The sequence below is a fragment of the Rhizobium sp. NFR07 genome (assembly GCF_900111905.1).
GTDB lineage: Bacteria > Pseudomonadota > Alphaproteobacteria > Rhizobiales > Rhizobiaceae > Neorhizobium.
Genome location: NZ_FOKM01000012.1, coordinates 16,625 through 40,817 on the forward strand (window position 1 = coordinate 16,625; position 24,193 = coordinate 40,817).

Consider the following 24,193-nt stretch of genomic DNA (forward strand, 5'->3'; position numbering starts at 1 on the left):
ATTCTCGCAGCAGCCTAGTTCCGCCGTCAGGAGCGGAAAAGCCGCGAATGCTGTGTTTCGTGTCTGAGCGCCGCGATCTCTGCCTGCACCGCCGAAGTCCCGAGATCGTCGAGGCCCGCCTGCGCCGCTCGCCGTGACACCTCTTCAACCCGTCCCTCCAGCGCCGCGAGGATCGCCACGCCCTGCGCCTGCCCGGCCACACTTAGCCGGATGCCTGCGGAAACGGCCTGTGACACGGCAGCGTGCAGATAGGCGGCAAGCGCCTGAGACAACGGCACGCCGTGCCCTGCAGCCACCGCACCAACCGCAACCGGAAACGGCAGATCCCCCGGCAGCCGTTCCAACACGGGATGCGGCCAGGCCGCTGCTGCCGTCGCGAAAGCCTTTCCCAGCGATAGCGTCTCATTGAACCGCTCGGCCGAACCGGCAAGCGCCAGCCCCAGCGCCGAAACATCATGAAGCGCTGCCTCATTTCCTGCCTGCCGCCAGGCCTCGGAAAACAGCACCGCATCGTTCCACAGCGAACCGTGTGCCAGCACCGTTTCAAGCCAGCCCCGCAGATCGTCGGCCGTCTTCACCAGGCCATCGGCAACCGCTCGTTCCAGCCCGCCAGACCACGCGAACCCACCGATCGGAAAGGCCGGCGAGAGCCATGCCATCAGCCGCAGCAACGCCCGCGTGTCGAACGAAGTCTCCGACATGCCATTGATCGGCAGCCCTGCCGACGCTTGCTTCCCGTCCACGCGCGGATCAGTCGTGATGGTGATGGCCGTCGCCATGGTCGTGCCCGTGATGGCCATGGTCGTGGTGATCATGACCGTGGGAATGGGAGCCATGCGAGTGATAGGCGCCGCGCGCCGGCTGAAAGCCTTCCTCGACATCCGTCACCGTCGCGCCGAGACCCTGCAGCATCGCGCGAATAACGTGGTCGCGCAGGATCAGGATGCGGCCTTCCTCGATTTGCGCCGAGAGATGCCGGTTGCCGAGATGCCAGGCGAGTTCGATCAAGTGCAGCGTGTCGCGTGCTTTGACCTCGAACAGCTTTTCCGGCGCTGCTTGCACCTCGACCGTATCGCCATTGTCGAGAACCAGGCGGTCGCCGTGATGGAAGAGCACCGCTTCTTTCAGATCCAGCATCACCATGTCGCCATTCGACAGATGCAGCAGCTTGCGGCGCAGGTGGCGCAGGTCATGCGGCAGGCTGACCGTGTCGATCGGTGGATCGGAGACCTCGCCGGCCGGGCGATAGGAATGGATATGCTGCATGATGAACTCTTTGAATTGCGGCGGTTCGGCCATCATCGCCGTCCGCCGCGCCGAGCACAAGCGCAACATGCAGGCAGCCACAAAAAAGCCCGGCCCCTTCATTCAAAGGGCCGGGCTTTAAGCGGGTCTATGATCGGGATGCCTTATTCGGCAGCGATTTTGACGGCCTTGAGGCTGTCGAGAATGTTCTGCGGCGAGGACGCGCCGTAGGGATCGGTCTCGCAGTTGTCCGAATAGCCTTCTTCCTCGAACCACTGCTCGACGGTGCCATCGTTGATGATGGCGGCATAGCGCCAGGAGCGCATGCCGAAGCCGAGATTGTCCTTGGCGACGAGCATGCCCATCTTGCGGGTGAACTCACCCGAACCGTCCGGAATAACGGAAACGTTTGCAAGATTCTGGCTCTTGGCCCAGGCGTTCATGACGAAGGCGTCATTGACCGACATGCAGTAGATCGCGTCGATGCCTTCGGCCTGGAAATCAGGGAAGAGCTTTTCGAAATCGGGCAGCTGGTAGGTCGAGCAGGTCGGCGTGAAAGCGCCTGGCAGCGAGAACAGCACGACGCGCTTGCCTGCGAAATAATCGGCCGAGGTGACGTCCTGCCAGCGGAAAGGGTTCGGACCGCCGACGGCTTCGTCGCGTACGCGGGTGCGGAAAGTGACCTGGGGAACTCGCTTGCCGAGCATCAATGCCTCCATGAGAATGAACATTCGCCCCGTCCAGAGGCAGATGCGCCTTCATAGCGGCACTTTTTCTGCAGTGCAGCAAAGTTCTTGATAAAAACCGGTTCTGCAGAGCAGCTATTCACAGGAAGCAGGGCTTTGGTGGGGATGCCCACAAGAGAGCAAGGCTCTCGAACATGTCACCGATTACCGGCAATACGGTTTGAGGAGTATCCCGTTGAACTCCTCCGGCTCGGCCGCCGTTTTCGCACGGTGGCAGATAGTCGATAGCGCGGCCGTACCATCTGACGCTACCGAGGAAGCCCCCCGCCGGGATGGGCTGAGCAGGGATCTTCCATCGTCCCCCTTTGCCGAGTGGGCAAGAAGCGCACACAGCGCTTCGACTACGATCTTTGTCAAAGATCGTCTGCCAGACAAGATATTCTGAAGAGGTAACCCATCAGGCTTATTTAGGCTGCCACGCGGGTCGTCCAAAGCGCGATCGCCGCGCAGGAGACCTATCCGGTCTGCTTTACCAGCCAGACTTACGTTGTTGCTCCGGATCAGATGATCCCGCACTGTATTTCGTCATTGCTGGCGATGCGGTCCATCAGCAGAAAGAGGTCTTCCTCGATGTCGGAGGTAAGTCCCACGTCAAGTTCGGCCACGGCGAGCAGCGTGCGTGTGACAAGGTCGATTCGCACGGCCCGGCTCCCGCTGTACAGCGAGGCGCGGTCTTCCAAAAGCTGCTGCAAATTACGGCTGGGAAAACGGTTCATTACGCATCCCTCCTTTTGCAGGCGGGAGCATATACAACTCTCGGCCGTCACCGCCTACATGATCGGTTGGTGACAGTGGATGCAGTGTACGCCGTTGTGACTGAGAGTCCACCCCAGCGCTCCGAAAGCCATTGGGCGGAATGGATCGCCCAAATCGGCTCCGTCATTCAATTGAAGAGATCGAGCGACACGCGCAGCGTCTGCGGCAGGGGATTCCACCAGCCGGTCCGGATACCGGCGGCACGCAGGGCGCGCGCTGTCCAGGTGTTGCAGCCGACGAAAGCGTTGAACGAACCATGCGCCTCGAAGAACCGGTCGGAGAGCCTGTAGCCTGCATCGGGAATGACGACGACGTCACCGTCTTCGCGTACGAAGCTCGCCTGTATGAACTCGGACAGTCCCCGAAATTCGGCAGCCTCGAGATCGAAGGCCCTGACTGACGGGTGCCCTTCATCGATCGGCCCTGCCACGTCCACATGCATGACCGAACTGTCGATCGTCAGTGCCCGAAACAGCGGCGTGGGTTTCAGGTCGGCCCAGGTGGGCGTTTCCAGATAGAAGGCCCGCCCTCCCCAGCCGATGATCACCCATTCGGCCCCCGGCTCGGTGACGGGAACGCCGGAAGCCTGAAGAAACCCATAGGCCTCCCGGGTCTCCGCATCGAGCGGAATGGCGATATCGGTGTGGATGGGATTGGACAGAACAAGGATGCGCCGTGTCTCCACGGCCTCTCCGGACGGTCCGGATCCAGACAGCGGGCGCGGAACAAAGGTTCCGGCCGCTACTGCAAGCACGATGACGGCGATAATGGAAAGCAATACGCGGAAAGCAGATCTCATGGTCGGGACATCTCAAAGAGGTTTCCGGAAATAGACGACCCGCTCTGTCTCGGCAAAGCCCCAGCTTTGATGGGCATGATGAGATACCAGATTGTCGATCTCCGCGTCCGAGCAGAGTTCGACGAAACCTTCTTCCGCACAATCCGCCGAAATCCTCTCGACCAGCAATAGGCCGATACCATGGCGACGGTATTCCGCCGAAACCCAGATGCCCTCCAGAAACGGCACGGGCGATTGCGTGCTGCCGTTGGCGTAGCGACGAATGGAAATCTCGGCAAAACCGATCGCCTCGCCCTCCCCGCTCAAGGCGAGATAACCGCGCAACCAAGCGCCCGGCAGCGCCGCCGCGATTTCAGTTGCATGTTCCTCGACGGATCCGTCCGGCCAGAGCGCATGCCGCAGACACGCCCATTCGGCGATATCCGCAACCTCACATCGCCGGACAGCATGCGCCACCGCCGATCCCGCCGTCTAGAACAGGAAATACCGCTGTGCCATTGGCAGCACAGTGGCCGGCTGGCAGGTGAGCAGCTCGCCATCGGCGCGCACCTCGTAGGTTTCCGGATCGACCTCCACATGCGGCGTCGCCGAGTTGTGGATCATCGATGCCTTGCCGATGCCGCTGCGGACATTCTTCACCGCCACCAGCTTCTTGGCGACACCGAGCTTGTGCGACAGACCGGCATCGAGCGAGGCCTGGGAGACGAAGGTGACCGACGAATTGGTGCGCAGCTTGCCGTAGGCCGCGAACATCGGTCGGTAATGCATTGGCTGTGGCGTGGGGATCGAGGCGTTGGGATCGCCCATCGGAGCCGCCGCGATCGAGCCGCCGAGCAGCACCATTTCCGGCTTCACGCCGAAGAAGGCCGGGTTCCACAGCACGAGGTCGGCGCGCTTGCCGACTTCGACAGAGCCGATCTCGTGGGACACGCCATGGGCGATGGCCGGGTTGATGGTGTATTTGGCGATGTAGCGCTTGACGCGGAAATTGTCGTTGTCGCCGGTTTCCTGGGCCAACTGGCCGCGCTGGCGCTTCATCTTGTCGGCCGTCTGCCAGGTGCGGATCGCCACTTCGCCGACGCGGCCCATGGCCTGGCTGTCGGAAGAGATAATCGAGAAGGCGCCGATATCGTGGAGAATGTCTTCCGCCGCGATCGTCTCTTTGCGGATGCGGCTTTCGGCGAATGCGATGTCTTCCGGGATCGACGGCGACAGGTGGTGACAGACCATCAGCATGTCGAGATGTTCTGCCAGCGTGTTGACCGTGTAGGGCCGCGTCGGGTTGGTGGACGACGGAATGACGTTCGGATTGCCGCAGACCTTAATGATGTCGGGCGCGTGGCCACCGCCTGCCCCTTCCGTATGGAACGCATGTATGGTGCGGCCACGGATGGCGGCGACCGTATCCTCGACGAAGCCGCTTTCGTTCAACGTGTCGGTGTGGATCATAACCTGCACGTCGAAGGCATCGGCAACCGTCAGGCAGTTGTCGATCGCGGCCGGCGTCGTGCCCCAGTCCTCATGCAGTTTCAGCGACGAGGCTCCCGCGAGGATCATCTCTTCCAGCGGCGCCGGCAGCGAGGCATTTCCCTTGCCGGCAAGCGCCAGGTTCATCGGGAAGGCATCGAAGCTTTCGATCATCCGCTCGATATGCCAGGCGCCGGTGCAGGTGGTGGCAAGCGTCCCATGCGCCGGGCCGGAACCGCCGCCGAGCATGGTCGTGACGCCGCTCATCAGCGCTTCCTCGATCTGCTGCGGGCAGATGTAATGGATATGCGCGTCCATGCCGCCAGCCGTCAGGATCTTGCCCTCGCCTGCTATGGCTTCCGTGGAGGGACCGACGATGATCGTCACGCCCGGCTGCGTATCGGGATTGCCCGCCTTGCCGATCGCATGGATGCGGCCGTCCTTCAGACCCACATCCGCCTTGTAGATGCCGCTATGGTCGACGATCAGCGCATTGGTGATGACCGTATCGACCGCACCTTCGCCGCGCGTCGCCTGGCTCTGGCCCATGCCGTCTCGGATGACCTTGCCGCCACCGAACTTCACCTCTTCGCCATAGGTGGTGAAATCCTTCTCCACCTCGATGAACAGTTCGGTGTCGGCCAGCCGCACCTTGTCGCCGGTCGTCGGACCGAACATGGAGGCATAGGCGGCGCGGGACATCTTGAAGGACATGGACTACCTCTGGAGTTCGACAACTTTGGTCGCGGGAGAGTGACGGGGACAGGTTCAGTTGCCCGAGTTTTCCGTCAGCTCCTTCAGTTCTTGGGTACGCTTGCGCGTCAGATCGGCCTGGCATCCGGAAATCAGCATCGGCTCCATCGAGCCGCCGCGCGCCTGAAAACCATAGGACGCACATTGCGCATCGCGATAGGTAACCCAGGCGCGCTGAGCCTTGACCAGCGCATCCTCGGCACCGGCCGTCGCCTGGCTTGCGCCCTTGTCCGCCTTGCGCATTTCGTCGCGGGACAGTTTGTATTGTGCATTGAGTTCCGCGTCGGCTTCATCGAAGTCGCGGCCGGCGCAGATATTCATGGCCATCTGGGTCTGTGCGTTGCTGCAGTCGACGTCAGGCTCCTGTCCGTTCGAAGTCGGAGCATCCACCAGCAGCACACATCCGCAGAGCATCGGCAAAAGCGCGATTTTCAGCATGTCTTCTCCGGGGGTTAGGCTGCGGCGCCGTCGAAGTGATGGGAGGTCAGCGCCCTTGGATCGACACCCTCCAGGCAGTTGGCGTTGACCGCCACCATCGGCGAACCATCTGCCGGAGACGCGCCGTAGGCAAAACTCTCGATGCCACAGGTCTTGCAGAACAGGTGCTGCAGCTTCTTCGTGTTGAACAGATATTCGGTGAGATTGTCCTCGCCCGATTTCAACACGAACTTGTCGCGCGGCGCAAAGGCCAGCACCGAGCCGAGCCGCTGGCAGCGCGAGCAGTTGCAGGTGATCGTCTGATCCAGATCGACATCCGCCTCGAAGGAAACCGCGCCGCACTGGCAGCTGCCGAGATAATGTTTCGTCGCCATGTCAGAGCTCTCCCATGATCTTCTGCTGGAAACCGAAAACCCGGCGCGCGCCGGAAAGCGGAATGAGCGTCACGGAGCGGGTCTGGCCGGGCTCGAAACGCACCGCCGTGCCGGCCGGGATATCGAGCCGCATGCCCCGCGCCTTGTCGCGCTCGAAGGATAGCCCGTTATTGGTCTCGAAGAAATGGTAGTGGCTGCCCACCTGCACCGGCCGGTCGCCGGTATTGGAAACCTCGATCGAAATCGTCGGCGCGCCGACATTGAGTTCGATTTCGCCTGTAGCGGCAATGACTTCACCGGGTATCATGAATCACCTCCTCAGGCGCTTAAAGCGATTTGTGGCTTGCAGCCCTCGGCCTTCAGAACGCGCACCGTCGATGCCGGGTTACGCGCCAAGGCGGCTGCCGGGCGGATTGGGCGACGCACAAGTTCGCCGGAGCAGTTCGGGCAGATGCCGGCAAGCACGCCGGTGGCGCAGTCGGCGCAATAGGTGCATTCGAACGTGCAGATCATCGCCTCGCGACTATCTGGAGCTAGGTCCTTGTCGCAGCATTCGCAGTTGGGGCGCAGTTCGAGTGCCATGGCGATGTCCTCAGCGGATCGGTTCGTGCACGGTGACGAGCTTGGTTCCGTCGGGAAAAGTCGCTTCCACCTGCACGTCATGGATCATTTCCGGAATGCCTTCCATCACCTGGCCGCGGGTGATGACATGGGCGCCCGCCTCCATGAGGTCGGCGACGGAGCGGCCGTCGCGTGCGCCCTCGACGACATAGTCGGTGATCAGCGCGATCGCTTCGGGATAGTTCAGCTTGACCCCGCGCTCAAGGCGGCGCCGCGCGACCATCGCGGCCATGGAAATCAGCAGCTTGTCTTTTTCTCTTGGCGTCAGGTTCATGGGCTTCCCGCAATAATCGTCGCAATCGGCAAATCAGATGTCCCAGACTTTCGGCACTGGCGCCCCGTTACGCAATACGGAAATTGCCGGTACCAGGATTTTTCTCAAGTCGAAGCCAGTCGGCGCGGCAATCCGGGCGATCAGCTTGCCGTTCCAATAGCTTGCACCGCCGGGCGTGCCGTCGAGGCATTCCCGCAGGCGCGGCAGCAGCGCTTCGCAGAGCGGGCCTGTATAGAAGAGAGTGGCGAAAGCGACCTGGCCGGAGAGCACAGCGGCGGCCTGGGTCAGCCGCTCGATCTCGCCCTCGAAACGCAGTTCTTCCGCATGAATGAGCTGCCCGTTCCGCCGCACCCGCCAGCGATCGCGGAAGAAGCCCCGGCCAACCGCCTCGCCCATCGCCTTGCGGCCGAGCAGCACCGCCTCTACGGCGAGGAATTCCGCGTCGTCGGCAAGATCGATATCGAGGCGCCGCGTCAGCGAGGCCTGGTCGAAAAGGATCGTTTCCTGGGGAAGCCAATGGACCGAAGCGCCTTCGGCGACGGTGATGTCGGTGGAGACCGAGGCCGTGTCGGAGGCGGCCTTGTAGATCTTCTCGTTAGCCTGGGTGGTGACCGAGAGCCTTGTGGAAGGCGCAGCGGCGACGGACCATTCGATCACGTCGCCGCCCGTCAGTCCCCCTGACGTGTTGATGAGGATCGCCTCCATTTCAGGCGAAAATGTTTCTGGAAGGCGTATTTTTGCGCAGCCTTCCTGGTAGAATTCGTCGAGCCTCGTCCGCCCGCCGAAAGCCTTGGTTACAAGGCGTCCTGAACCCCTTGCCCGCTGCGGCGCATATTGATCGGCTGGGAGCTGCTGCACGACGTACCTTCGATTTCTGCCTGTATCGCGCAGTCAGAAGCAACGGACGTGCCAGACTTCGCGCCGGCCTTCGACTTGGCGGGAGCCGCCGTCGCGACGACATCCGTCGAGTCGGCCTTGCCGAAGAAGTCCCACATGCGGAAAGCAGGATCAACATTGGTGTCGAACGCAGCCTTGGCCGACGAAGCGACAGCCGCGACCTTGGTGACGCTCGCGGCGCCGTCCTTGGCGGCGGCGATCACAGCCTGCTTGGCGGCAACCGGCTTCGGCCAGTCATGCGTGCCGTTGGCAAACACGTAGGATGCGATGCGGGCGCCGTTCTTGCAGGTGCCGTACATGCTGAAGGTCACGTCATCGACCGTCTTGGAATTGTCATTGCCCTTGCAGCCGTCGAGATCGGTCCAGCGCTGGATCGCAGTCTTGAAGCTGTACTGCCAGTAGGCCGCGCCACCGCCCGCATAGGGGTTCTGCCTGTCCTTGATGCCGGCAAACGCCATGATCGAGATCGGCTTGGCCGGGCTGCAGTTTTCCTTGTCCGGACCCCATTTTCCGTCGGTTTCGACCGGACGACCGGCACGCAGCGAGTTGACGAAACCGGCGCCCGTGAAGCCCTCGCCGCCTGAGCAGAGATAGGCCGACAGCATGCGGCCTCCGCCGGAATAGCCGGAGGCGAAAATGCGGTTCGGATCGACGCAGAAATCTTCCTTCACCTCGTCGACGGCTTCGCGGATGAAGGAGATCTCGTCGAGACCGCCCTTGCCTCCGGTCGGAATGATGGCCTTGCTGACTTCGACATGCGGCACGTTCCAGGCGAAGGTTCCCGGCGTCTTGCCCGGCAGGCTGCCCTGCAGCGCGATCGCGATGAAGCCGTTCTTCTCGGCGACCTTGTCCCAGGAGGAGCGGTTCAGCTGCCCGGTAGGATTGCTGTTGCTGCCGTGGAAATCGAACACGACCGGCACCTTGTCGTTGCCGGTATAGGACGACGGGACGTAATAGACGGCCTGGCGCGTGATGCCATCAGCCTCGATCGTCAGCGCATGGCGGCCGGCTTCCATCGGCTGGCCGCAGCCGGCGAAGGCTGCACCTGCGGCCAAGAAAAAGGCTCCGGTCGCGGTCAGGCGAACAAGAGCGGAACGGGAACGGTGACCAAAAGTGCATGCAAAGACCATCAGCGCCTCATCATGGGGTGCGGGTTGTCAAGGATGTTCGGAGATGTCGTTCATCTGCCGTTCATCTAGCATACAGGTTCAGGTATTGATACAGTTTGAACGAATAGAAGCTATGCAAACATTGACCATTAAACTGTTAGATGCCGCCTTGCTTCTGCCGTATCCAGGGTTTCTGCAGCCCCTTCGTGCACAATCTCGCCACGATCCATGATGTAGACCTGGTCGGCAAGCTCGCGGCAGAAGTCGAGATACTGCTCGACGAGCAGGATCGCCATGCCGGTCGAATCCCTCAGGTAGCGGATCGCCCGGCCGATATCCTTGATGATCGACGGCTGGATGCCCTCGGTCGGCTCGTCCAGGACAAGGATCTTCGGCCGCGTGACCATGGCGCGGCCGATCGCCAGCTGCTGCTGCTGGCCGCCGGACAGGTCGCCGCCACGCCGGCCGAGCATGGTTTTCAGGACCGGAAACAGCGAGAAGATCTCGTCGGGGATATAGCGGTCCTTGCGGGCGAGCGGCGCATAGCCGCTCTGCAGGTTTTCCTGAACGGTGAGCAGCGGAAAGATTTCGCGGCCCTGCGGCACGTATCCGATGCCATGCTTGGCGCGGGCGTAGGGTGCCAAGCCGTTCAGCGTCTCGTTCCGAAAACTGATCTTGCCGGCGGAGACCGGATGCTGGCCGGTGACGGCGCGCAGCAACGACGACTTGCCGACGCCGTTGCGGCCGAGCACGCAGGTGATCTTGCCCATTTCGGCAGTGATGGAGACCCCGCGCAGGGCCTGGGCGGCGCCGTAGTGGAGATTGACGTTGTCGACTGTCAGCATGAGGTGCCTCCCTGTTTTCTCGGGAGGGCGGCGCTACCCCCCTCTGGCCTGCCGGCCATCTCCCCCACAAGGGGGGAGATCAGAAGGAGGAGAGCGCTCGCCTCCCATTTAAGATTGCGTGGAGGCCAGATAGCGTCCTGCGTCGAAATCCGAGCATCCGGAAATGATGCTTGTTTGGGGCAGCATGGATGCGCCCAGCTGATCTCCCCCCCTGTGGGGGAGATGGCCTGCAGGCCAGAGGGGGGTATCACGACCATTGAGCTCACCATCACCGCCCCAGATAATTCTCGATCACCTTCGGATCGCTGGACACAAAATCGATCGAACCTTCGGCGAGCACCGAGCCTTCCGCTAGGCACGTCACCTTCACGCCGAGATCGCGGACGAAGCCCATGTCGTGTTCGACGACGACGACGGATCGCGTCTTGGCGATCTCGCGCAGCAACACAGCCGTCTCGGCCGTCTCCGCGTCGGTCATGCCGGCCACCGGCTCGTCGACCAGAAGCAGCTTCGGCTCCTGGGCGAGCAGCATGCCGATCTCGAGCCACTGCTTCTGCCCGTGGGAGAGGTTGGCGGCATACTCGTCCTTGCGATGTGTCAGACGGATCGTCGTCAGGATCTCCTCGATGCGTGCCTTGTCCTCCGCCGTCAGCGTGTAGAACAGCGTGGCGAAGACGCCGCGGGAGCGGTTGAGCGCCAGTTCCAGATTGTCCCAGACGGTATGGCTTTCGAACACGGTCGGCTTCTGGAACTTGCGGCCGATACCGAGCTGGGCGATGTCGGCCTCGTCCTTTTTCGTCAGGTCGATCATCTCCTCGAAGATCACCTTGCCCGTGTCCGGCCGTGTCTTGCCGGTGATGATGTCCATCATCGTCGTCTTGCCGGCGCCGTTCGGGCCGATGATGGCGCGAAGCTCACCGGGTTCCACCACCAGCGACAGCGAATTGATCGCCTTGAAACCGTCGAACGAGACGGAGACGTCTTCGAGATAGAGCAGGCTTTTGGCGCGAGTTTCAGCAATTGTGTTCATGGGTTCACTCCGCGGCCTGAGCCTGTTGCGCGGCAGGTAGCGCACCGGCATCCCTGCCCTTTTCCGCATCCGCTGCCGCCTTGAGCGCCTTGCGGGCGTTCCAGCCGTGCTGGATCGTGCCGACAATGCCCTTGGGCAGGAACAGCGTGACGGCGATGAAAAGGCCGCCGAGCGCAAAGAGCCAGAATTCCGGGAAGGCGCCGGTGAAATAGCTCTTGCCCGCATTGACGAGGATGGCGCCGATGATCGGGCCGATCAGCGTGCCGCGACCACCGACCGCCGTCCAGACGACGACTTCGATCGAATTGGCCGGGGCGAATTCGCCCGGATTGATGATGCCGACCTGCGGCACGAAGAGCGCACCGGCTATGCCGGCAAACATGGCCGAGACGACGAAGGTGAAGAGTTTTATGTTCTCCACGCGGAAACCGAGGAAGCGCACCCGGCTTTCCGCATCGCGCACGCCGACCAGCACTTTGCCGAATTTCGAGCGGGTGATCGCCGAGGCGACGATCAGGCAGAGCGCCAGCATGATCGCCGACATGGCGAAGAGAACCGCGCGTGTCCCGCCGGCCTGAACCTGGAAGCCGAGGATATCTTTAAAATCCGTCAAGCCGTTATTGCCGCCGAAACCCATGTCGTTGCGGAAGAAGGCGAGCATCAGCGCATAGGTCATCGCCTGGGTGATGATCGACAGATAGACGCCGTTGACGCGGGACCGGAAGGCGAACCAGCCGAAGACGAAGGCGAGCAGGCCGGGCACGATCAGCACCATGGCCATGGCAAACGGGAACATGTCGAACCCGTACCAGAACCACGGCAGTTCCTTCCAGTTGAGGAAGACCATGAAATCCGGCAGGTCGGGATTGCCGTAGACGCCGCGAGAGCCGATCTGACGCATCAGATACATGCCCATCGCATAACCGCCGAGCGCGAAGAAGGCGCCGTGGCCAAGCGAGAGGATGCCGCAATAGCCCCAGACGAGATCGAGTGCCAAGGCCAGCAGCGCGTAGCAGAGATACTTACCCATCAGCGCCATGGCATAGGTCGGGATATGCAGGGCGCTATCCGGCGGCGTCAGCAGGTTGAGCGCCGGAACGATGATGGCGACGGCGAGCAGAATACCGACGGCGACGACGATCTTGCCTTCGAGAGCGCGTAAAATGAAGCCGGTAATCATGCTTCCACCGCCCTTCCCTTGAGCGCGAAGAGACCGCGCGGACGTTTCTGGATGAAGAGGATGATGAGGACGAGCACGAGGATCTTTCCGAGCACGGCCCCGACCGACGGTTCGAGGAACTTGTTGAGGATGCCGAGCGAAAGCGCCCCGACCAGCGTGCCCCAGAGATTACCGACCCCGCCGAAGACCACGACCATGAAACTGTCGATGATGTAGCTCTGGCCGAGATTGGGCGAGACGTTGTCGATCTGGGACAGCGCCACGCCGGCGATCCCGGCGATGCCCGATCCGAGCGCGAAGGTGAGCGCGTCGACCCAGGGCGTGCGAATGCCCATCGAGGATGCCATGCGGCGGTTCTGCGTCACGGCGCGCATGTTGAGGCCGTAGGCGGTCTTCTTCATCACGAAGAGCAGCGCAAAAAAGATCGTCAGCGAGAAGACGATGATCCACATGCGGTTATAGGTGATCGTCATGCCGCCGAGCGGGAAGGAACCGGACATCCAGGACGGATTGCCGACTTCCTGGTTGGTCGGGCCGAAGATCGTGCGGATCGCCTGCTGCAGGATGAGCGACACGCCCCAGGTGGCAAGCAGGGTTTCAAGCGGCCGGCCGTAGAGAAAGCGGATGACGCCGCGCTCGATGACGAAGCCGACGAGGCCGGTAACGAGGAAGGCGACGGGAAGCGCTATTGCCAGCGACCAGTCGAACAGGCCAGGCGCATTGTCGCGGATCACCTCCTGCACCATGAAGGTGGAATAGGCGCCGAGCATAACCATCTCGCCATGCGCCATGTTGATGATGCCCATCACGCCGAAGGTGATCGCAAGCCCGATCGCCGCGAGCAACAGGACGGAACCGAGCGACATGCCGTACCAGACGTTCTGGGCAAGATCCCAGAGCTGCAGCTGGCCCTGAATTTTTGCGATGGCCTTGTCGACATCCGGTTTCAGGCTTTCGTCGATCGAGGACGAAATGGTCGAGAAGATGCGCATCGCCTCGCGACCGCCGAGGTTGGCGATCGTTTCGATGGCAGCACGCTTGTCCTCGACGGAACGGTCGGAGGAGAGGAGCGACACCGCACGTGCCTCTTCCATGCGGGCTTTCACTTCCGCATCGGTTTCCTTCGCAAGCGCCGTCTCCACCAGTTCGAGTGTCTCGGCGCTCGGCGAGCGCAGGATCGCATCGGCAGCGGAAAGGCGCGCGCCACGATCCGGGCTCATCAGCGTCAGGCCGCCGAGAGCCGCGCGGATGGCACGGCGCAGATTGTTGTTGACCTTGACCTTGGTGACAGCGCCCTTGGCGACCTGCCCGGCGCTCTCGCCGGTCACCGGATCGATGAGTTCCAGCTGCAAGCCGACGGGTTTGGCGGCAAACACCGCTTTGTCCGACTTGCGGAAATAGAGATCGCCTTCGGAAAAGGCGTTCAGCGCCGGGACCACGCGCGGATCGCCGGTGGTCGCGATCTCGCCGACAAGCTTTTCGGCTTCGTTGAAATTGGCGTCGGCCAGCTGATTGAACAGCGGCCTGGGGTCCGTGCCCTGCGCGAAGGCGGGGCCACTGAACGCGAAGAAAAGAACAGCTATAACCGCTCTAATGAAGCTCGTTGTTGTCACGATATCGCCCCTTATCGATGCGGGTATTGGCGAATTGGAGGGTGGCAGGGCACTCCTCATTCCTGTGCTCGTCACAGGAATCCAGCCGACCCAAGTCCTTGGGTCGAAAAGACTCTCACGCGTCGCAGACGCGACGCTGCTGGATCCCTGTGACAAGCACAGGGATGAGGGAGAGAGGGCCGAAAACTCGCTCCCTCTCTCCTCTCATGTATAGCCGGACCTTATCAGCTGCCCTTGCCGCCGCACTTGCCGGTGGCGACGTTGAAGTTGCCGCAGGACATCGGCTTGCGCCAATCGGAGATCAGATCCTTCGAATCCGGCAGGTAGTCCGACCATTCGTCGCCGACCACGGCTGCAGTTTCCTGCACGACTTCGAACTGACCGTCGGCCTGGATTTCACCGATCAGCACCGGCTTGGTGATGTGGTGGTTCGGCATGACGGTGGAGGTGCCGCCCGAGAGGTTCGGAACCGAGACACCGATGATCGAGTCGAGAACCGCGTCCGTGTCGGTCGTGCCGGCAGCCTCGACGGCCTTAACCCAGGCGTTGAAGCCGATATAGGCGGCTTCCATCGGATCGTTGGTGACGCGCTTGTCGTTCTTGGTGAAGGCATGCCAGGTCTTGATGAACTCGGCATTGACCTCGGCATCGACAGACTGGAAGTAGTTCCAGGCGGCGAGATGGCCGACAAGCGGCGTGGTATCCAGGCCGGCGAGCTCTTCCTCACCGACGGAGAAGGCGACGACCGGAATGTCTTCAGCCTTGATGCCCTGGTTGCCGAGTTCCTTGTAGAAGGGAACGTTGGCGTCGCCGTTGATGGTGGAGACGACGGCGGTCTTTTTGCCAGCGGAGCCGAACTTCTTGATGTCGGAGACGATCGTCTGCCAGTCGGAATGACCGAACGGCGTGTAGTTGATCATGATGTCCTCTTCCTTGACGCCCTTCGACATCAGGTAGGCCTTCAGGATCTTGTTCGTCGTCTGCGGATAGACATAGTCGGTACCGGCAAGCACCCAGCGCTCGACGCCTTCGGTATTGGCGAGATAGTCGACGGCCGGAATGGCCTGCTGGTTCGGGGCAGCCCCCGTGTAGAAGATGTTGCGCGAGGATTCCTCACCCTCGTACTGGACCGGATAGAAGAGGATCGAGTTCAGCTCCTCGAAGACCGGCAGGACGGACTTGCGCGAGGACGACGTCCAGCAGCCGAACACGGCCGCGACCTTGTCCTGGGAGATCAGCTGGCGGGCCTTTTCGGCAAACAGCGGCCAGTCGGAGGCCGGATCGACAACGACGGCCTCGAGCTTCTTGCCGAGAACGCCGCCCTTCTTGTTCTGCTCTTCCACCATCATCAGCATGGCGTCTTTGAGCGTCGTCTCGGAAATCGCCATCGTGCCGGAAAGCGAGTGCAGGACGCCGATTTTTATCGTGTCGTCGGCTGCGAAAGCGCCATGGAAAGCGGTGGTGGAGAGTGCGGCGGCCAGCAATGCGCCGCCCAGTTTCGTTCTGAAATTCATTGGTCGAACCCCTCTTCTTGTTCGCTCAGCAACGAAGACCTTAACCGTTGCTTAAGCGGACTATCGGCCGCTGCGGTGCAAAACCACATACGTAAAATGACGTAATGCCGGGGAGAGATGCACAGGCGCGAAGCAGCGCGGCGCGGCCATAAGCCTTTCGATGCCGAGAATTGCCGGCAGGTCCCGCTGCACCCGGTTCCGCTGGGAAGCGGGCTTTCTGCACGCCCGAAGGCTTACCAACGGAATTGTATGACCAGCGCCAGGTGGAAGAGACCTAGTATCGCGCAAAATTACGATCATCTGTCATCTTAAAGAAGCGGATGGGGGCCGGAGGAAATGCGGGGATGGGGAATGGCAGCGTCGCTGGCGCTGCTTGCATTCGCCTGCAATGGCGAAGCCGCAGCACAGCCGGTCTGCCCGGATCTTGCGCTCGTGCTGGCAATCGACGGATCCGGCAGCGTTACCGATGGCGAATACCGCTTCCAGAAATCAGCAATCGCATCGGCCTTTCGCGACGGCGCGGTCAAGTCCGCATTGAGGCAAGCCGGCACCGTCGCCCTGTCTGCGGTCTTCTGGGGAGACGGGGAGTTTCCGACGCAGAGGCTCGCCTGGTTCATCGTCGACCGGGGCGTGGGCTCTGAAGCCTTCGCCGACGAAGTCGAAGCCAGCGAGCGCCGTGTTTACGGCGACACCGCGATCGGCAACGGCCTCTGGTCGGCGCTGGAGATGCTATCGCCCCCGAACATGTGTGCCCATCGCATGATGATCAACGTCTCGGGCGACGGCCGCGAAACGACGGCGCCCAAACGACGCCTGGGAGCGACACTTTACCAAGCCAGACAGCGGGCGAAACAAATGGGTGTCACGATCAATGCGCTGGCGATTACCGCCGATGACGAGGAACTCGCCAGCTACTACGAACGCGAGGTCGTGCACGGTTCCGGCGGCTTCACCATGGAGGTAAACGATCCGGGAGACTACGCGTCGGCGATGCGCAAGAAGCTGCTGCGCGAATTGTCGAACCCGTTCGTCGCCGTTTCCGGCCGAACCCGCGCGAAGCTGGTGAGGTAACCCAGCGCCAATCGGCGGCCCACCCGGCATCGATCGCAGCTCCAAGCCCTTCGGCCGGAGGACCTTTGCCCGGCCGGGAAACGCTAGAGCGCGGCGATTGTAGATTGGGGTACCGCGACTTCAGTTCGGCCTATTCCGCAGCGCCTCAGCCTGCGCATAAAACTTCTTTTCCCATTCCTTGTGATTGTCGAGACCTTCGCGGATGAACGGCGTGAAGATCGCCATATGCATCAGCATCCAGTTGACCAGCCGCGCCGGGAATTTCAGCGGCTTGACGAAATCGACGAACAGCACGACCCGCGTCTTGTCGGTATGGTTCCAGGCCTCGTGCTCATAGGCATCGTCGAAGATCAGCACCTTGCCTTCTTCCCAATGGCAGATCTGGTCCTTGACGCGGATGGCGAGGTCGTCGCCCGTGTTTTCCGGCACGATGAGACCCAGATGCAGGCGCAGCACGCCATTATAGGGGCCGCGATGGGCCGGAAGATGCTTGCCCGGCTCGAAGATGGAGAACATTACCGTGGTAAGGCCCGGGATCTTCTGCATCGCCTTCCAGGTCTCGGGGCAGGCCTTGACGTTCTGCTCCGACTTGATGCCGAAACCAAGGAGGAAGAAGGTCTTCCAGCCGGTATCGGAAGAGATCGTCTTCACGTCGGTGGAAATATCCTGGAAGGTCGGCAGCTCGTCCTTGCGCACAAGGATGCGGTCGAGCTCCGCGCGGATGGCCGGCGCCGCGGCCTCGACATCGGAAGCCCATGGAAAGGTCGCGTTGTCATAAACCGGCGGATTGCCGAGCCTCGCATGCTTGAAGTTCAGCCTTTCCGCCCAGGCGACGATGCCCATGAAGAAGCGGGTGACGGCGCTCGGACGGTCCATCGGCGCGATGCCGGTCGTTCCGAAATCCTGCGAGGGCTTGGAAACATTGGGAGAAGAAACATTGTCCACGGGAAAAGCCTTTAAGATATCTTGATCAGGCGTGGCGGCGGGATGCCCCCGTCGTGTCACAGGTTTGACATGCTATGCGGCAAACGACTTGCAAAAATCGACTGAAAGCTTGACTAAACAAGGCAGCTCTTTTGATAGCCGGCACACAAGTTTCGAGCCAAATCCGGCAAAACGATGACTGCTGAACCGGGCCGGATTGGCCCCTGTCGCCCGCTCCTCTCCCCTTCAGCGGCTGACTAAGAATGCGCTACAAGCGAATGCCTCTTTTCAAACATACCGACCATCTGGTATGTTTACTCTATGACCTCAGCTCACGAACGCAAGAAACAACCCGAAACCGTTCGCCGCGCCCTTCTGGATTGCGCCGCACGGATCTCGCTCGAACAGGGATTACCCGCCGTCACCCTGCAGGCGGTGGCCGATGCCGCCCATGTCACCAAGGGCGGCCTGTTGCACCACTTTCCCAGCAAGCAGGCACTTGTACAGGCCGTCTTCCATGACCTGCTGGAGCAGCTGGATGCCGAAATCGATCAGTTGATCGCGGCCGATGCGGAGCCCCATGGCCGCTTCACCCGCGCCTATATCCGCGCCTTCGCCAAGGCGGATGGCGAACGGACGAGCGAGCAATGGAACGCCCTGCCCCTATCCTCGCTGACCGATCCCGAAATGAAAGCGATGTGGTCAACCTGGTATGCCGAGCGACTGGCACGCCACGCGAAAACCGATGGCGGCACGACGCTAGGGCTCGCCCGCTATGCCGCTGATGGCCTGTGGCTTGCCGGTCTGCTGGATTATTCCGGCGGCCCGGATGAAAGCCGAGAGGCACTGATCGAAGGCTTGATCGCCATGACTTGGAAGGATGCACCGTGAACCCCGCCCTCTTCACCTATGGATCGCTGTTCGTTGCGATCGCGCTTGAAGTCGTCGGCACGACATTGCTGCAACAGAGCCAGCAGTTCACCCGGCTTCTGCCGACACTCGGTATGGCGCTTTGCTATGGCCTGGCCTTCTATTTCCTGTCGATCACGCTGCGCGTCCTGCCGGTCGGCGTCGCCTATGCGATCTGGAGTGGCCTCGGTATCGTGCTGATCTCCGCCGTCGGTCTCATCGTCTTCCGCCAGACGCTTGATCTTGCCGCGATTATCGGTCTCGGCCTGATCATTTCGGGCGTCGCTGTCGTCAATATTTTTTCCAACACCGTCTCGCATTAAACGCTTCAATTCTGTTGCAAATTCCGCGCGCAGCACGGAAAATGCCTCTTTGGGGATCACGCCCCAGAGGGGATTAAAAAACAGGCATGGCAGCGCGGCAACGGATCATCCCGATCCGGCGAGATTATAATCGCTGGGTCGCGAACCAGACATTGGAAGACTATGCGCTGCGCTTCACCGCCAAGAGCGCGCGTCGCTTTTCGTCGAGCCGGATTTCCCATACGGCGATCGGGGCGATCTCCTTCCTGGCGCTGGAAGCGATCGGCGGGGCGATCACCCTGTCCTACGGCACGACCAATGCCTTCTTCGCCATCATCGCGGCCGCCATCCTGATGCTGGTGGTCGGCCTGCCGATCAGCCGCTACGCCATCCGCCACGGCGTCGATATCGACCTGCTCACCCGCGGCGCCTCCTTCGGCTATATCGGCTCGACCATCACCTCGCTGATCTATGCGAGCTTCACCTTCATGCTGTTCGCCATCGAGGCGTCGATCATGACGGGCGCACTGCAGCTCGCCTTCGGCATTCCGCTCTGGATCGGCTACATCATCAGCGCCGTCGTTGTGATCCCGCTGGTCATCTACGGCGTGCAGCTGATCTCGCGCTTCCAGCTTCTGACCCAGCCCTTCTGGATCGTCCTCAATATCCTTCCGTTCGTCTTCATCGCCTTCCTCGACTGGGGCAAGTTCGATCTCTGGCGTGCCTTTGCCGGCGTCGGCCATTCCAATGCGCAGGTCGGCGGCGCGGCTCCCTTCGACCTCGTCGAGTTCGGCGCAGCCTCCGCCGTCATCCTGGCGCTGATGCCGCAGATCGGCGAACAGGTGGACTTCCTGCGCTTCCTGCCTGCGGAAGGCCAGCGCAAATGGCGCCATCGACTGGCCGTTTTCCTGGCCGGCCCCGGCTGGGTCGTGGTCGGGGTGCCGAAACTGCTCGCAGGTTCTTTCCTGGCTGTGCTGACACTGTCGACCGGCGTGCCGATCCGGGAAGCCGCAGATCCCGCGCATATGTATCTCGCCGCCTTCGGTTACATGATCCCGAACGAGACGGCCGCTCTCCTCTTGATGGCCGCCTTCGTCGTCGTCTCGCAGCTGAAGATCAACGTGATGAACGCCTATGCCGGGTCGCTCGCCTGGTCGAACTTCTTCTCGCGGCTCACCCACAGCCATCCGGGCCGCGTCGTCTGGCTGATCTTCAACGTCGCAATCGCGCTCCTCCTGATGGAGCTTGGCATCTACCGGCTGCTGGAAGCGACGCTCGGCATATTCTCGATAATCGCCATGGCCTGGCTCTGCACCATTTCGGCGGATCTATTCATCAACAAGCCGCTTGGACTTGCGCCTGAAGGCATCGAGTTCAAGCGGGCCCATCTCTACGACATCAACCCGGTCGGGCTGATCTCCATGCTGGGCTCCGCCGCCGTGGCGCTCGCCGCCCATTTCGGCCTGTTCGGGCCGCTGATGGCATCGCTCGCCACCTATGTCACGCTGATCGCCTTCGTACTGTCGCCGACGGCCGCCTTCGCGACACGAGGCAAATACTACTTGGCCCGCAAGCCGCGCCAGAGCTGGAAGAACCAGACCTCCATCACCTGCTCCATCTGCGAGCATCCGTTCGAGCCTGAAGACATGGCGTGGTGCCCTGCCTATGCGGCGCCGATCTGTTCGCTCTGCTGCTCGCTCGACAGCCGCTGCCACGACATGTGCAAGCCCAATGCGAGGCTGAACACCCAGGTCGGAACCGTCGCCCGCTCATTCCTGCCCGAACACGTCATCGCCAAGTTGACGACTCGGCTCGGGCGTTATGCCGCGACCGCAGTCACGTCGATTTCGATCATGGGCGCGATCCTTGCCATGGTCGCCTATCAGGCCGGCGAAGCAGCACCCGCCAATGCCGAGATCATCTACGGCACGATCTCGATCGTCTTCTTCGTCTTCGCCATCATCGCCGGCATCGTTTCGTGGTTCTATGTGCTAGCCCATGACAGCCGGGTGGTGGCCGAGGAAGAGTCCTCGCGCCAGAACACGCTGCTCCTGAAGGAAATCGCCGCCCACAAGAAGACCGACGCCGCCCTGCAGGACGCCAAGGATACCGCCGAGTCGGCAAACCGCGCCAAGAGCCGTTATGTCGTCGGCCTTTCCCATGAACTCCGAACGCCGCTCAATGCCGTACTCGGCTATGCGCAGATCCTCGAACGGGACGAGATGATCCCCGCGCCGCGGCAATCGGCGATCAAGGTCATCAAGCGCTCGGCCGACCATCTTTCGGGCCTGATCGATGGCCTGCTCGACATTTCGAAGATCGAGGCAGGCCGGCTGCAAGTCTATTCCAACGAGATCAACATCCAGGACTTTCTCGACCAGATCGTCGAGATGTTCTCGCTGCAGGCCCAGGCGAAGGGTCTGGCCTTCGAGCACATCCGCTCCTCTCTTCTGCCGCAATATGTGCGCACCGACGAAAAGCGGCTGCGGCAGATCCTCGTCAACCTTCTGTCGAACGCCATCAAGTTCACCGACGAGGGAACCGTCCGCTTCGAGATCGCCTATCGCAGCCAGGTGGCGACCTTTACCGTCGCCGATACCGGCCGCGGCATTGCCGAAAAGGATCTCGGCCGCGTCTACGAACCGTTCCAGCGCGGCGAGGCTGAAAGCCTTCGGCCGATGCCCGGCCTCGGCCTCGGCCTCACCATCACCCAACTGCTGACCAACACGCTGGGCGGCGAGATCATCGCGACCAGCACCAAGGATGTCGGCTCGACCTTCCGGGTGCGTCTGATGCTGTCGGCGATCGAACGCCCCAATACCGCACCGGCACCGGAAAAGAAGATCGTCTCCTATACCGGCCCGCGCCGCACCATCGTCGTCGTCGACGACAACCAGGACCATCGCGACCTGATGCGCGAGGTGCTGGCACCGATGGATTTTGTCGTGCTGACGGCCACCGGCGGCCTTGACTGCCTGACGCTGATCGAGGGCACCACGCCCGACCTCTTCCTTGTCGACATATCCATGCCGGACATGAACGGCTGGCAGCTTGTGGCAAAACTGCGCGAGATGGACCAGTTGGCTCCGGTCCTCATGCTGTCGGCCAATATCGGCGACGGCGTCGCCGCGGTGCCGCCTGATGCCGGCCATAATGATGCGATCGCCAAGCCCGTCGACATAAGGCGCCTTGCGGACAAGCTCGCCTCCCATCTCGGCCTCGAATGGATTTATGAAACGGATGCCGCGCCGACGCCCTCACCTGTGCTGCGAAAGCCCGTGAAAAGCCCTGGAAAGACGCATCTGCAGGACCTCTTGAGGTTGGGCGAGATCGGCTATGTCCGCGGCATCGAAGCCAAGCTTGCCGATCTCGCCGCAAACGAGAACCACAGGCCTTTTGCAGAGGAGCTCGGCGTCTTTGTCAAAGCCTTCGATATGGCGGGATACATGAAATACCTGACGCGAGTGGAAAACGAGGAGACGCACAATGGTTGAACAGGCGCTCCCTCGAGATATCGTCCTTCTTGTCGACGACAGCCCGGAAGCACTCGGCTTCCTGACCGAAGCGCTCGAACGCTCCGGCTTCTCCGTGCTGATCGCCACCTCTGGCGCCTCGGCGCTCAACATCGTTGACCGGATAACCCCGGACCTCATTCTGCTTGACGCGGTCATGCCCGGCATGGATGGCTTCGAGACCTGCCGCAGACTGAAGACCAGTGGCGGCGTGACGCAGGTGCCTGTTATCTTCATGACGGGCCTGACCGAAACCGAGCACGTGGTCCACGCGCTAGATGCCGGCGGCGTCGACTATCTCACCAAGCCGATCAATATCGACGAGCTGCGCGCACGCATCCGTGTCCATCTCTCCAATGCCCGCTCCGCCCAGAGCGCGCGGGTGGCTCTCGATGCGGCAGGACGGCACCTTCTCGCAGTCAGGGCTGACGGCAGCATCCAGTGGTCCACCCCGCAGGCGACCCGCCTGATCAATGCCGCTACGAACAGCGACGAGGGACTTGAACTCGTTGCCGCCCGCATTTCGGCCTGGATGAAAGAACGGGATCGCCCCGATTTCGCCCGCGAGGCGCCATTCGCCTTGTCGCAGGCGGAGGAAAAGGGCCTGCAGCTCTCCTATCTTGGTGGGCTCGGCGCGGACGAATTCCTGTTTCGTCTGACGGTCAACAGCCGCCGGACAGATATCGAGGTGCTGAAGGGGCATTTTCCGCTGACCGCGCGGGAATCGGAAGTGCTCGTCTGGATAGCCAAGGGCAAGTCCAACCGTGACATCGGCGAGATTCTCGGCCTCTCCTCCCGCACCGTGAACAAGCATCTCGAGCAGATCTATGTGAAGCTCGGCGTGGAGAACCGCGCCTCCGCTGCGGTCAAGGCAGCCCATGCGCTGCATGGAGAACAGCAATAACGAGAGTAGTCCCTCGAAATGGAAATTCCAAGATGCCGAGGCTGACCAGAATAACTGACTAACTATCTATATTCTCGAATTAGAATATGCTTATGAGACAATGCAATCAGGCATTTGTTGCGCTGCAACCACGAAGCATCTATGAGCCGTGTGCATCCACAGGTTTGCACGATGACACCCGACACCAACACCTCCCCGCTCAACGCACTCATGCTCGCCGTCAAGGCTTTGAAGCGCAAGACTGCGACCACAGAAATCCCCTCGTCCGAAAAGGCCGAAAGGGTTTCCAGCCTGATCGAGCGGCTCGCGCTTTTTCAGCGTGCGCCGGTGATGCCGGCAATGCCCCCGATCGCACGAAGCGCGCAGGAAATGTAACGCGCAGCGAGTTCATTGCCTTGTCTTTCGGCAATGCCGAGCGCCGACTGGCAGTGTTCCTCAAGCGCGTCCGACTCCAGCTTCACCACGCCCGTCGCCGCATCGATGATGGTGCCATTGTAGATCGACGGCGTGCCCTGCCCGTCCCTCAGACAGCGACCGACCGAAAACACATCGACCAATCCGTGGCGCTCGTTGCGGATGCGGTAGCGCTGCTGGCGCAACGCGCCGGTCGTGATCGCCCGATGGATCGATTCCGCCACCAAGGGGCGATCCTCATCCGTGATCTTCTCGATAACCGTCAGGATGGGAACGCCCAATGCGACTACCGCCGGATCGAGGCCGAAAAAGTCCGCCAGAACGGCATCTCCATAGAGTTTGTCAGCGGCAAGATCCCAACTGAAGAATCCCATACCGCCGGGCAGAAGCGCGGCGTGCGGTTGGTCATTGGTAAGGGGCATTCTGGTCCTGTAATCGGAAGTTGAAGTCCGACTTATTTTGGAACATTAGCATTTCGTAAATTGCACGTTTTAAC

At 61.5% G+C, this 24,193-nt stretch carries 27 protein-coding genes; 6 read left to right on the forward strand and 21 right to left on the reverse strand.

All coding sequences use genetic code 11. The annotated features are described in order from the left end of the window. Nucleotides 1-26 precede the first annotated feature (26 nt). Together BM216_RS22550 and ureE are read right to left on the reverse strand one after the other, a co-directional pair. Nucleotides 27-701, reverse strand: coding sequence for an urease accessory protein UreF (locus tag BM216_RS22550; RefSeq protein ID WP_093001701.1), 675 nt, complete (start codon nucleotides 699-701; stop codon nucleotides 27-29). A gap of 49 nt (nucleotides 702-750) precedes the next feature. Continuing rightward, the gene (ureE, locus tag BM216_RS22555) at nucleotides 751-1,266 is read right to left on the reverse strand and encodes an urease accessory protein UreE (protein WP_093001700.1); all 516 of its coding nucleotides are present in this window, start codon (nucleotides 1,264-1,266) and stop codon (nucleotides 751-753) included. Between ureE and BM216_RS35070 the strand changes: the two genes are divergently transcribed. Beyond that, nucleotides 1,265-1,387: a hypothetical protein gene (locus tag BM216_RS35070; protein WP_280141699.1), complete on the forward strand. Its 123-nt coding sequence runs from the start codon at nucleotides 1,265-1,267 to the stop codon at nucleotides 1,385-1,387. The two genes, ureE and BM216_RS35070, sit on opposite strands and share 2 nt — an antisense overlap. Nucleotides 1,388-1,409: 22 nt before the next feature. Here BM216_RS35070 and BM216_RS22560 read toward each other — a convergent pair whose 3' ends face one another. The 17 genes from BM216_RS22560 to urtA all read right to left on the reverse strand — a co-directional run bounded on the left by BM216_RS22560 (nucleotide 1,410) and on the right by urtA (nucleotide 15,661). Beyond that, nucleotides 1,410-1,952 carry a peroxiredoxin gene (locus BM216_RS22560; RefSeq protein WP_093001702.1) on the reverse strand — a complete coding sequence of 181 codons (543 nt, stop codon included), beginning with the start codon at nucleotides 1,950-1,952 and terminating at the stop codon, nucleotides 1,410-1,412. Nucleotides 1,953-2,491: 539 nt separating this feature from the next. Then, entirely contained in the window at nucleotides 2,492-2,707 is a 216-nt protein-coding gene (locus BM216_RS22565; protein WP_093001479.1) for a hypothetical protein, read from the reverse strand. 167 nt (nucleotides 2,708-2,874) lie between these two features. Continuing rightward, nucleotides 2,875-3,546: a TIGR02117 family protein gene (locus BM216_RS22570; RefSeq protein WP_093001480.1), complete on the reverse strand. Its 672-nt coding sequence runs from the start codon at nucleotides 3,544-3,546 to the stop codon at nucleotides 2,875-2,877. Between the two features lie 12 nt (nucleotides 3,547-3,558). Then, entirely contained in the window at nucleotides 3,559-4,002 is a 444-nt protein-coding gene (locus BM216_RS22575) for a GNAT family N-acetyltransferase (RefSeq protein ID WP_093001481.1), read from the reverse strand. A 15-nt stretch (nucleotides 4,003-4,017) separates the two neighbouring features. After that, complete coding sequence (ureC, locus tag BM216_RS22580) at nucleotides 4,018-5,727, reverse strand: urease subunit alpha (protein WP_093001482.1); 1,710 nt, start codon at nucleotides 5,725-5,727, stop codon at nucleotides 4,018-4,020. A gap of 54 nt (nucleotides 5,728-5,781) precedes the next feature. Further along, nucleotides 5,782-6,204, reverse strand: a complete 423-nt coding sequence (locus BM216_RS22585) for a lysozyme inhibitor LprI family protein (RefSeq protein WP_093001483.1) — start codon at nucleotides 6,202-6,204, stop codon at nucleotides 5,782-5,784. Between the two features lie 14 nt (nucleotides 6,205-6,218). After that, entirely contained in the window at nucleotides 6,219-6,578 is a 360-nt protein-coding gene (locus BM216_RS22590; RefSeq protein WP_093001484.1) for a GFA family protein, read from the reverse strand. 1 nt (nucleotide 6,579) lies between these two features. Next, a complete protein-coding gene (locus BM216_RS22595) occupies nucleotides 6,580-6,885 on the reverse strand; it encodes an urease subunit beta (RefSeq protein ID WP_093001485.1) in 306 nt (101 codons plus the stop codon). 11 nt (nucleotides 6,886-6,896) lie between these two features. Beyond that, nucleotides 6,897-7,160: a DUF1272 domain-containing protein gene (locus BM216_RS22600; protein ID WP_093001486.1), complete on the reverse strand. Its 264-nt coding sequence runs from the start codon at nucleotides 7,158-7,160 to the stop codon at nucleotides 6,897-6,899. Nucleotides 7,161-7,170: 10 nt separating this feature from the next. Then, nucleotides 7,171-7,473 carry an urease subunit gamma gene (locus BM216_RS22605; protein WP_093001487.1) on the reverse strand — a complete coding sequence of 101 codons (303 nt, stop codon included), beginning with the start codon at nucleotides 7,471-7,473 and terminating at the stop codon, nucleotides 7,171-7,173. A 33-nt stretch (nucleotides 7,474-7,506) separates the two neighbouring features. Then, nucleotides 7,507-8,331 carry an urease accessory protein UreD gene (locus BM216_RS22610; protein WP_093001488.1) on the reverse strand — a complete coding sequence of 275 codons (825 nt, stop codon included), beginning with the start codon at nucleotides 8,329-8,331 and terminating at the stop codon, nucleotides 7,507-7,509. Continuing rightward, a complete protein-coding gene (locus BM216_RS22615; protein WP_143102830.1) occupies nucleotides 8,268-9,425 on the reverse strand; it encodes a CE1 family esterase in 1,158 nt (385 codons plus the stop codon). The genes BM216_RS22610 and BM216_RS22615 overlap by 64 nt, the downstream gene beginning before the upstream one ends. Before the next feature lie 203 nt (nucleotides 9,426-9,628). Next, nucleotides 9,629-10,324 carry an urea ABC transporter ATP-binding subunit UrtE gene (gene urtE, locus BM216_RS22620; protein ID WP_093001490.1) on the reverse strand — a complete coding sequence of 232 codons (696 nt, stop codon included), beginning with the start codon at nucleotides 10,322-10,324 and terminating at the stop codon, nucleotides 9,629-9,631. 268 nt (nucleotides 10,325-10,592) lie between these two features. After that, nucleotides 10,593-11,354, reverse strand: coding sequence for an urea ABC transporter ATP-binding protein UrtD (gene urtD, locus BM216_RS22625; protein ID WP_093001703.1), 762 nt, complete (start codon nucleotides 11,352-11,354; stop codon nucleotides 10,593-10,595). Between the two features lie 4 nt (nucleotides 11,355-11,358). Then, nucleotides 11,359-12,534, reverse strand: coding sequence for an urea ABC transporter permease subunit UrtC (urtC, locus tag BM216_RS22630; protein WP_093001491.1), 1,176 nt, complete (start codon nucleotides 12,532-12,534; stop codon nucleotides 11,359-11,361). Beyond that, entirely contained in the window at nucleotides 12,531-14,117 is a 1,587-nt protein-coding gene (gene urtB, locus BM216_RS22635) for an urea ABC transporter permease subunit UrtB (protein WP_244530286.1), read from the reverse strand. The genes urtC and urtB overlap by 4 nt, the downstream gene beginning before the upstream one ends. Nucleotides 14,118-14,371: 254 nt before the next feature. Continuing rightward, nucleotides 14,372-15,661 (reverse strand): urea ABC transporter substrate-binding protein, encoded by a 1,290-nt coding sequence (gene urtA / locus BM216_RS22645; RefSeq protein ID WP_093001493.1) that lies wholly within the window; start codon nucleotides 15,659-15,661, stop codon nucleotides 14,372-14,374. A 351-nt stretch (nucleotides 15,662-16,012) separates the two neighbouring features. Between urtA and BM216_RS22650 the strand changes: the two genes are divergently transcribed. Beyond that, nucleotides 16,013-16,732, forward strand: coding sequence for a DUF1194 domain-containing protein (locus BM216_RS22650; protein ID WP_177230874.1), 720 nt, complete (start codon nucleotides 16,013-16,015; stop codon nucleotides 16,730-16,732). Nucleotides 16,733-16,852: 120 nt separating this feature from the next. Here the strand turns inward: BM216_RS22650 and BM216_RS22655 are convergent, their stop codons facing one another. Further along, the gene (locus BM216_RS22655; protein ID WP_244530273.1) at nucleotides 16,853-17,677 is read right to left on the reverse strand and encodes an ornithine lipid ester-linked acyl 2-hydroxylase OlsC; all 825 of its coding nucleotides are present in this window, start codon (nucleotides 17,675-17,677) and stop codon (nucleotides 16,853-16,855) included. A 300-nt stretch (nucleotides 17,678-17,977) separates the two neighbouring features. On the opposite strand from BM216_RS22655, the gene BM216_RS22660 reads away from it, so the two are divergent. The 4 genes from BM216_RS22660 to BM216_RS22675 all read left to right on the forward strand — a co-directional run bounded on the left by BM216_RS22660 (nucleotide 17,978) and on the right by BM216_RS22675 (nucleotide 23,283). Then, the gene (locus tag BM216_RS22660; protein ID WP_093001495.1) at nucleotides 17,978-18,547 is read left to right on the forward strand and encodes a TetR/AcrR family transcriptional regulator; all 570 of its coding nucleotides are present in this window, start codon (nucleotides 17,978-17,980) and stop codon (nucleotides 18,545-18,547) included. Then, nucleotides 18,544-18,888 carry a DMT family transporter gene (locus BM216_RS22665; protein ID WP_093001496.1) on the forward strand — a complete coding sequence of 115 codons (345 nt, stop codon included), beginning with the start codon at nucleotides 18,544-18,546 and terminating at the stop codon, nucleotides 18,886-18,888. Before BM216_RS22660 ends, BM216_RS22665 begins: the two co-directional genes overlap by 4 nt. An 86-nt stretch (nucleotides 18,889-18,974) precedes the next feature. Beyond that, complete coding sequence (locus BM216_RS22670; protein ID WP_093001497.1) at nucleotides 18,975-22,361, forward strand: hybrid sensor histidine kinase/response regulator; 3,387 nt, start codon at nucleotides 18,975-18,977, stop codon at nucleotides 22,359-22,361. Then, nucleotides 22,354-23,283, forward strand: a complete 930-nt coding sequence (locus tag BM216_RS22675; protein WP_093001498.1) for a response regulator transcription factor — start codon at nucleotides 22,354-22,356, stop codon at nucleotides 23,281-23,283. The genes BM216_RS22670 and BM216_RS22675 overlap by 8 nt, the downstream gene beginning before the upstream one ends. A 314-nt stretch (nucleotides 23,284-23,597) precedes the next feature. Here the strand turns inward: BM216_RS22675 and BM216_RS22680 are convergent, their stop codons facing one another. Beyond that, a complete protein-coding gene (locus BM216_RS22680; protein ID WP_093001499.1) occupies nucleotides 23,598-24,119 on the reverse strand; it encodes a PAS domain-containing protein in 522 nt (173 codons plus the stop codon). Nucleotides 24,120-24,193 lie beyond the last annotated feature (74 nt).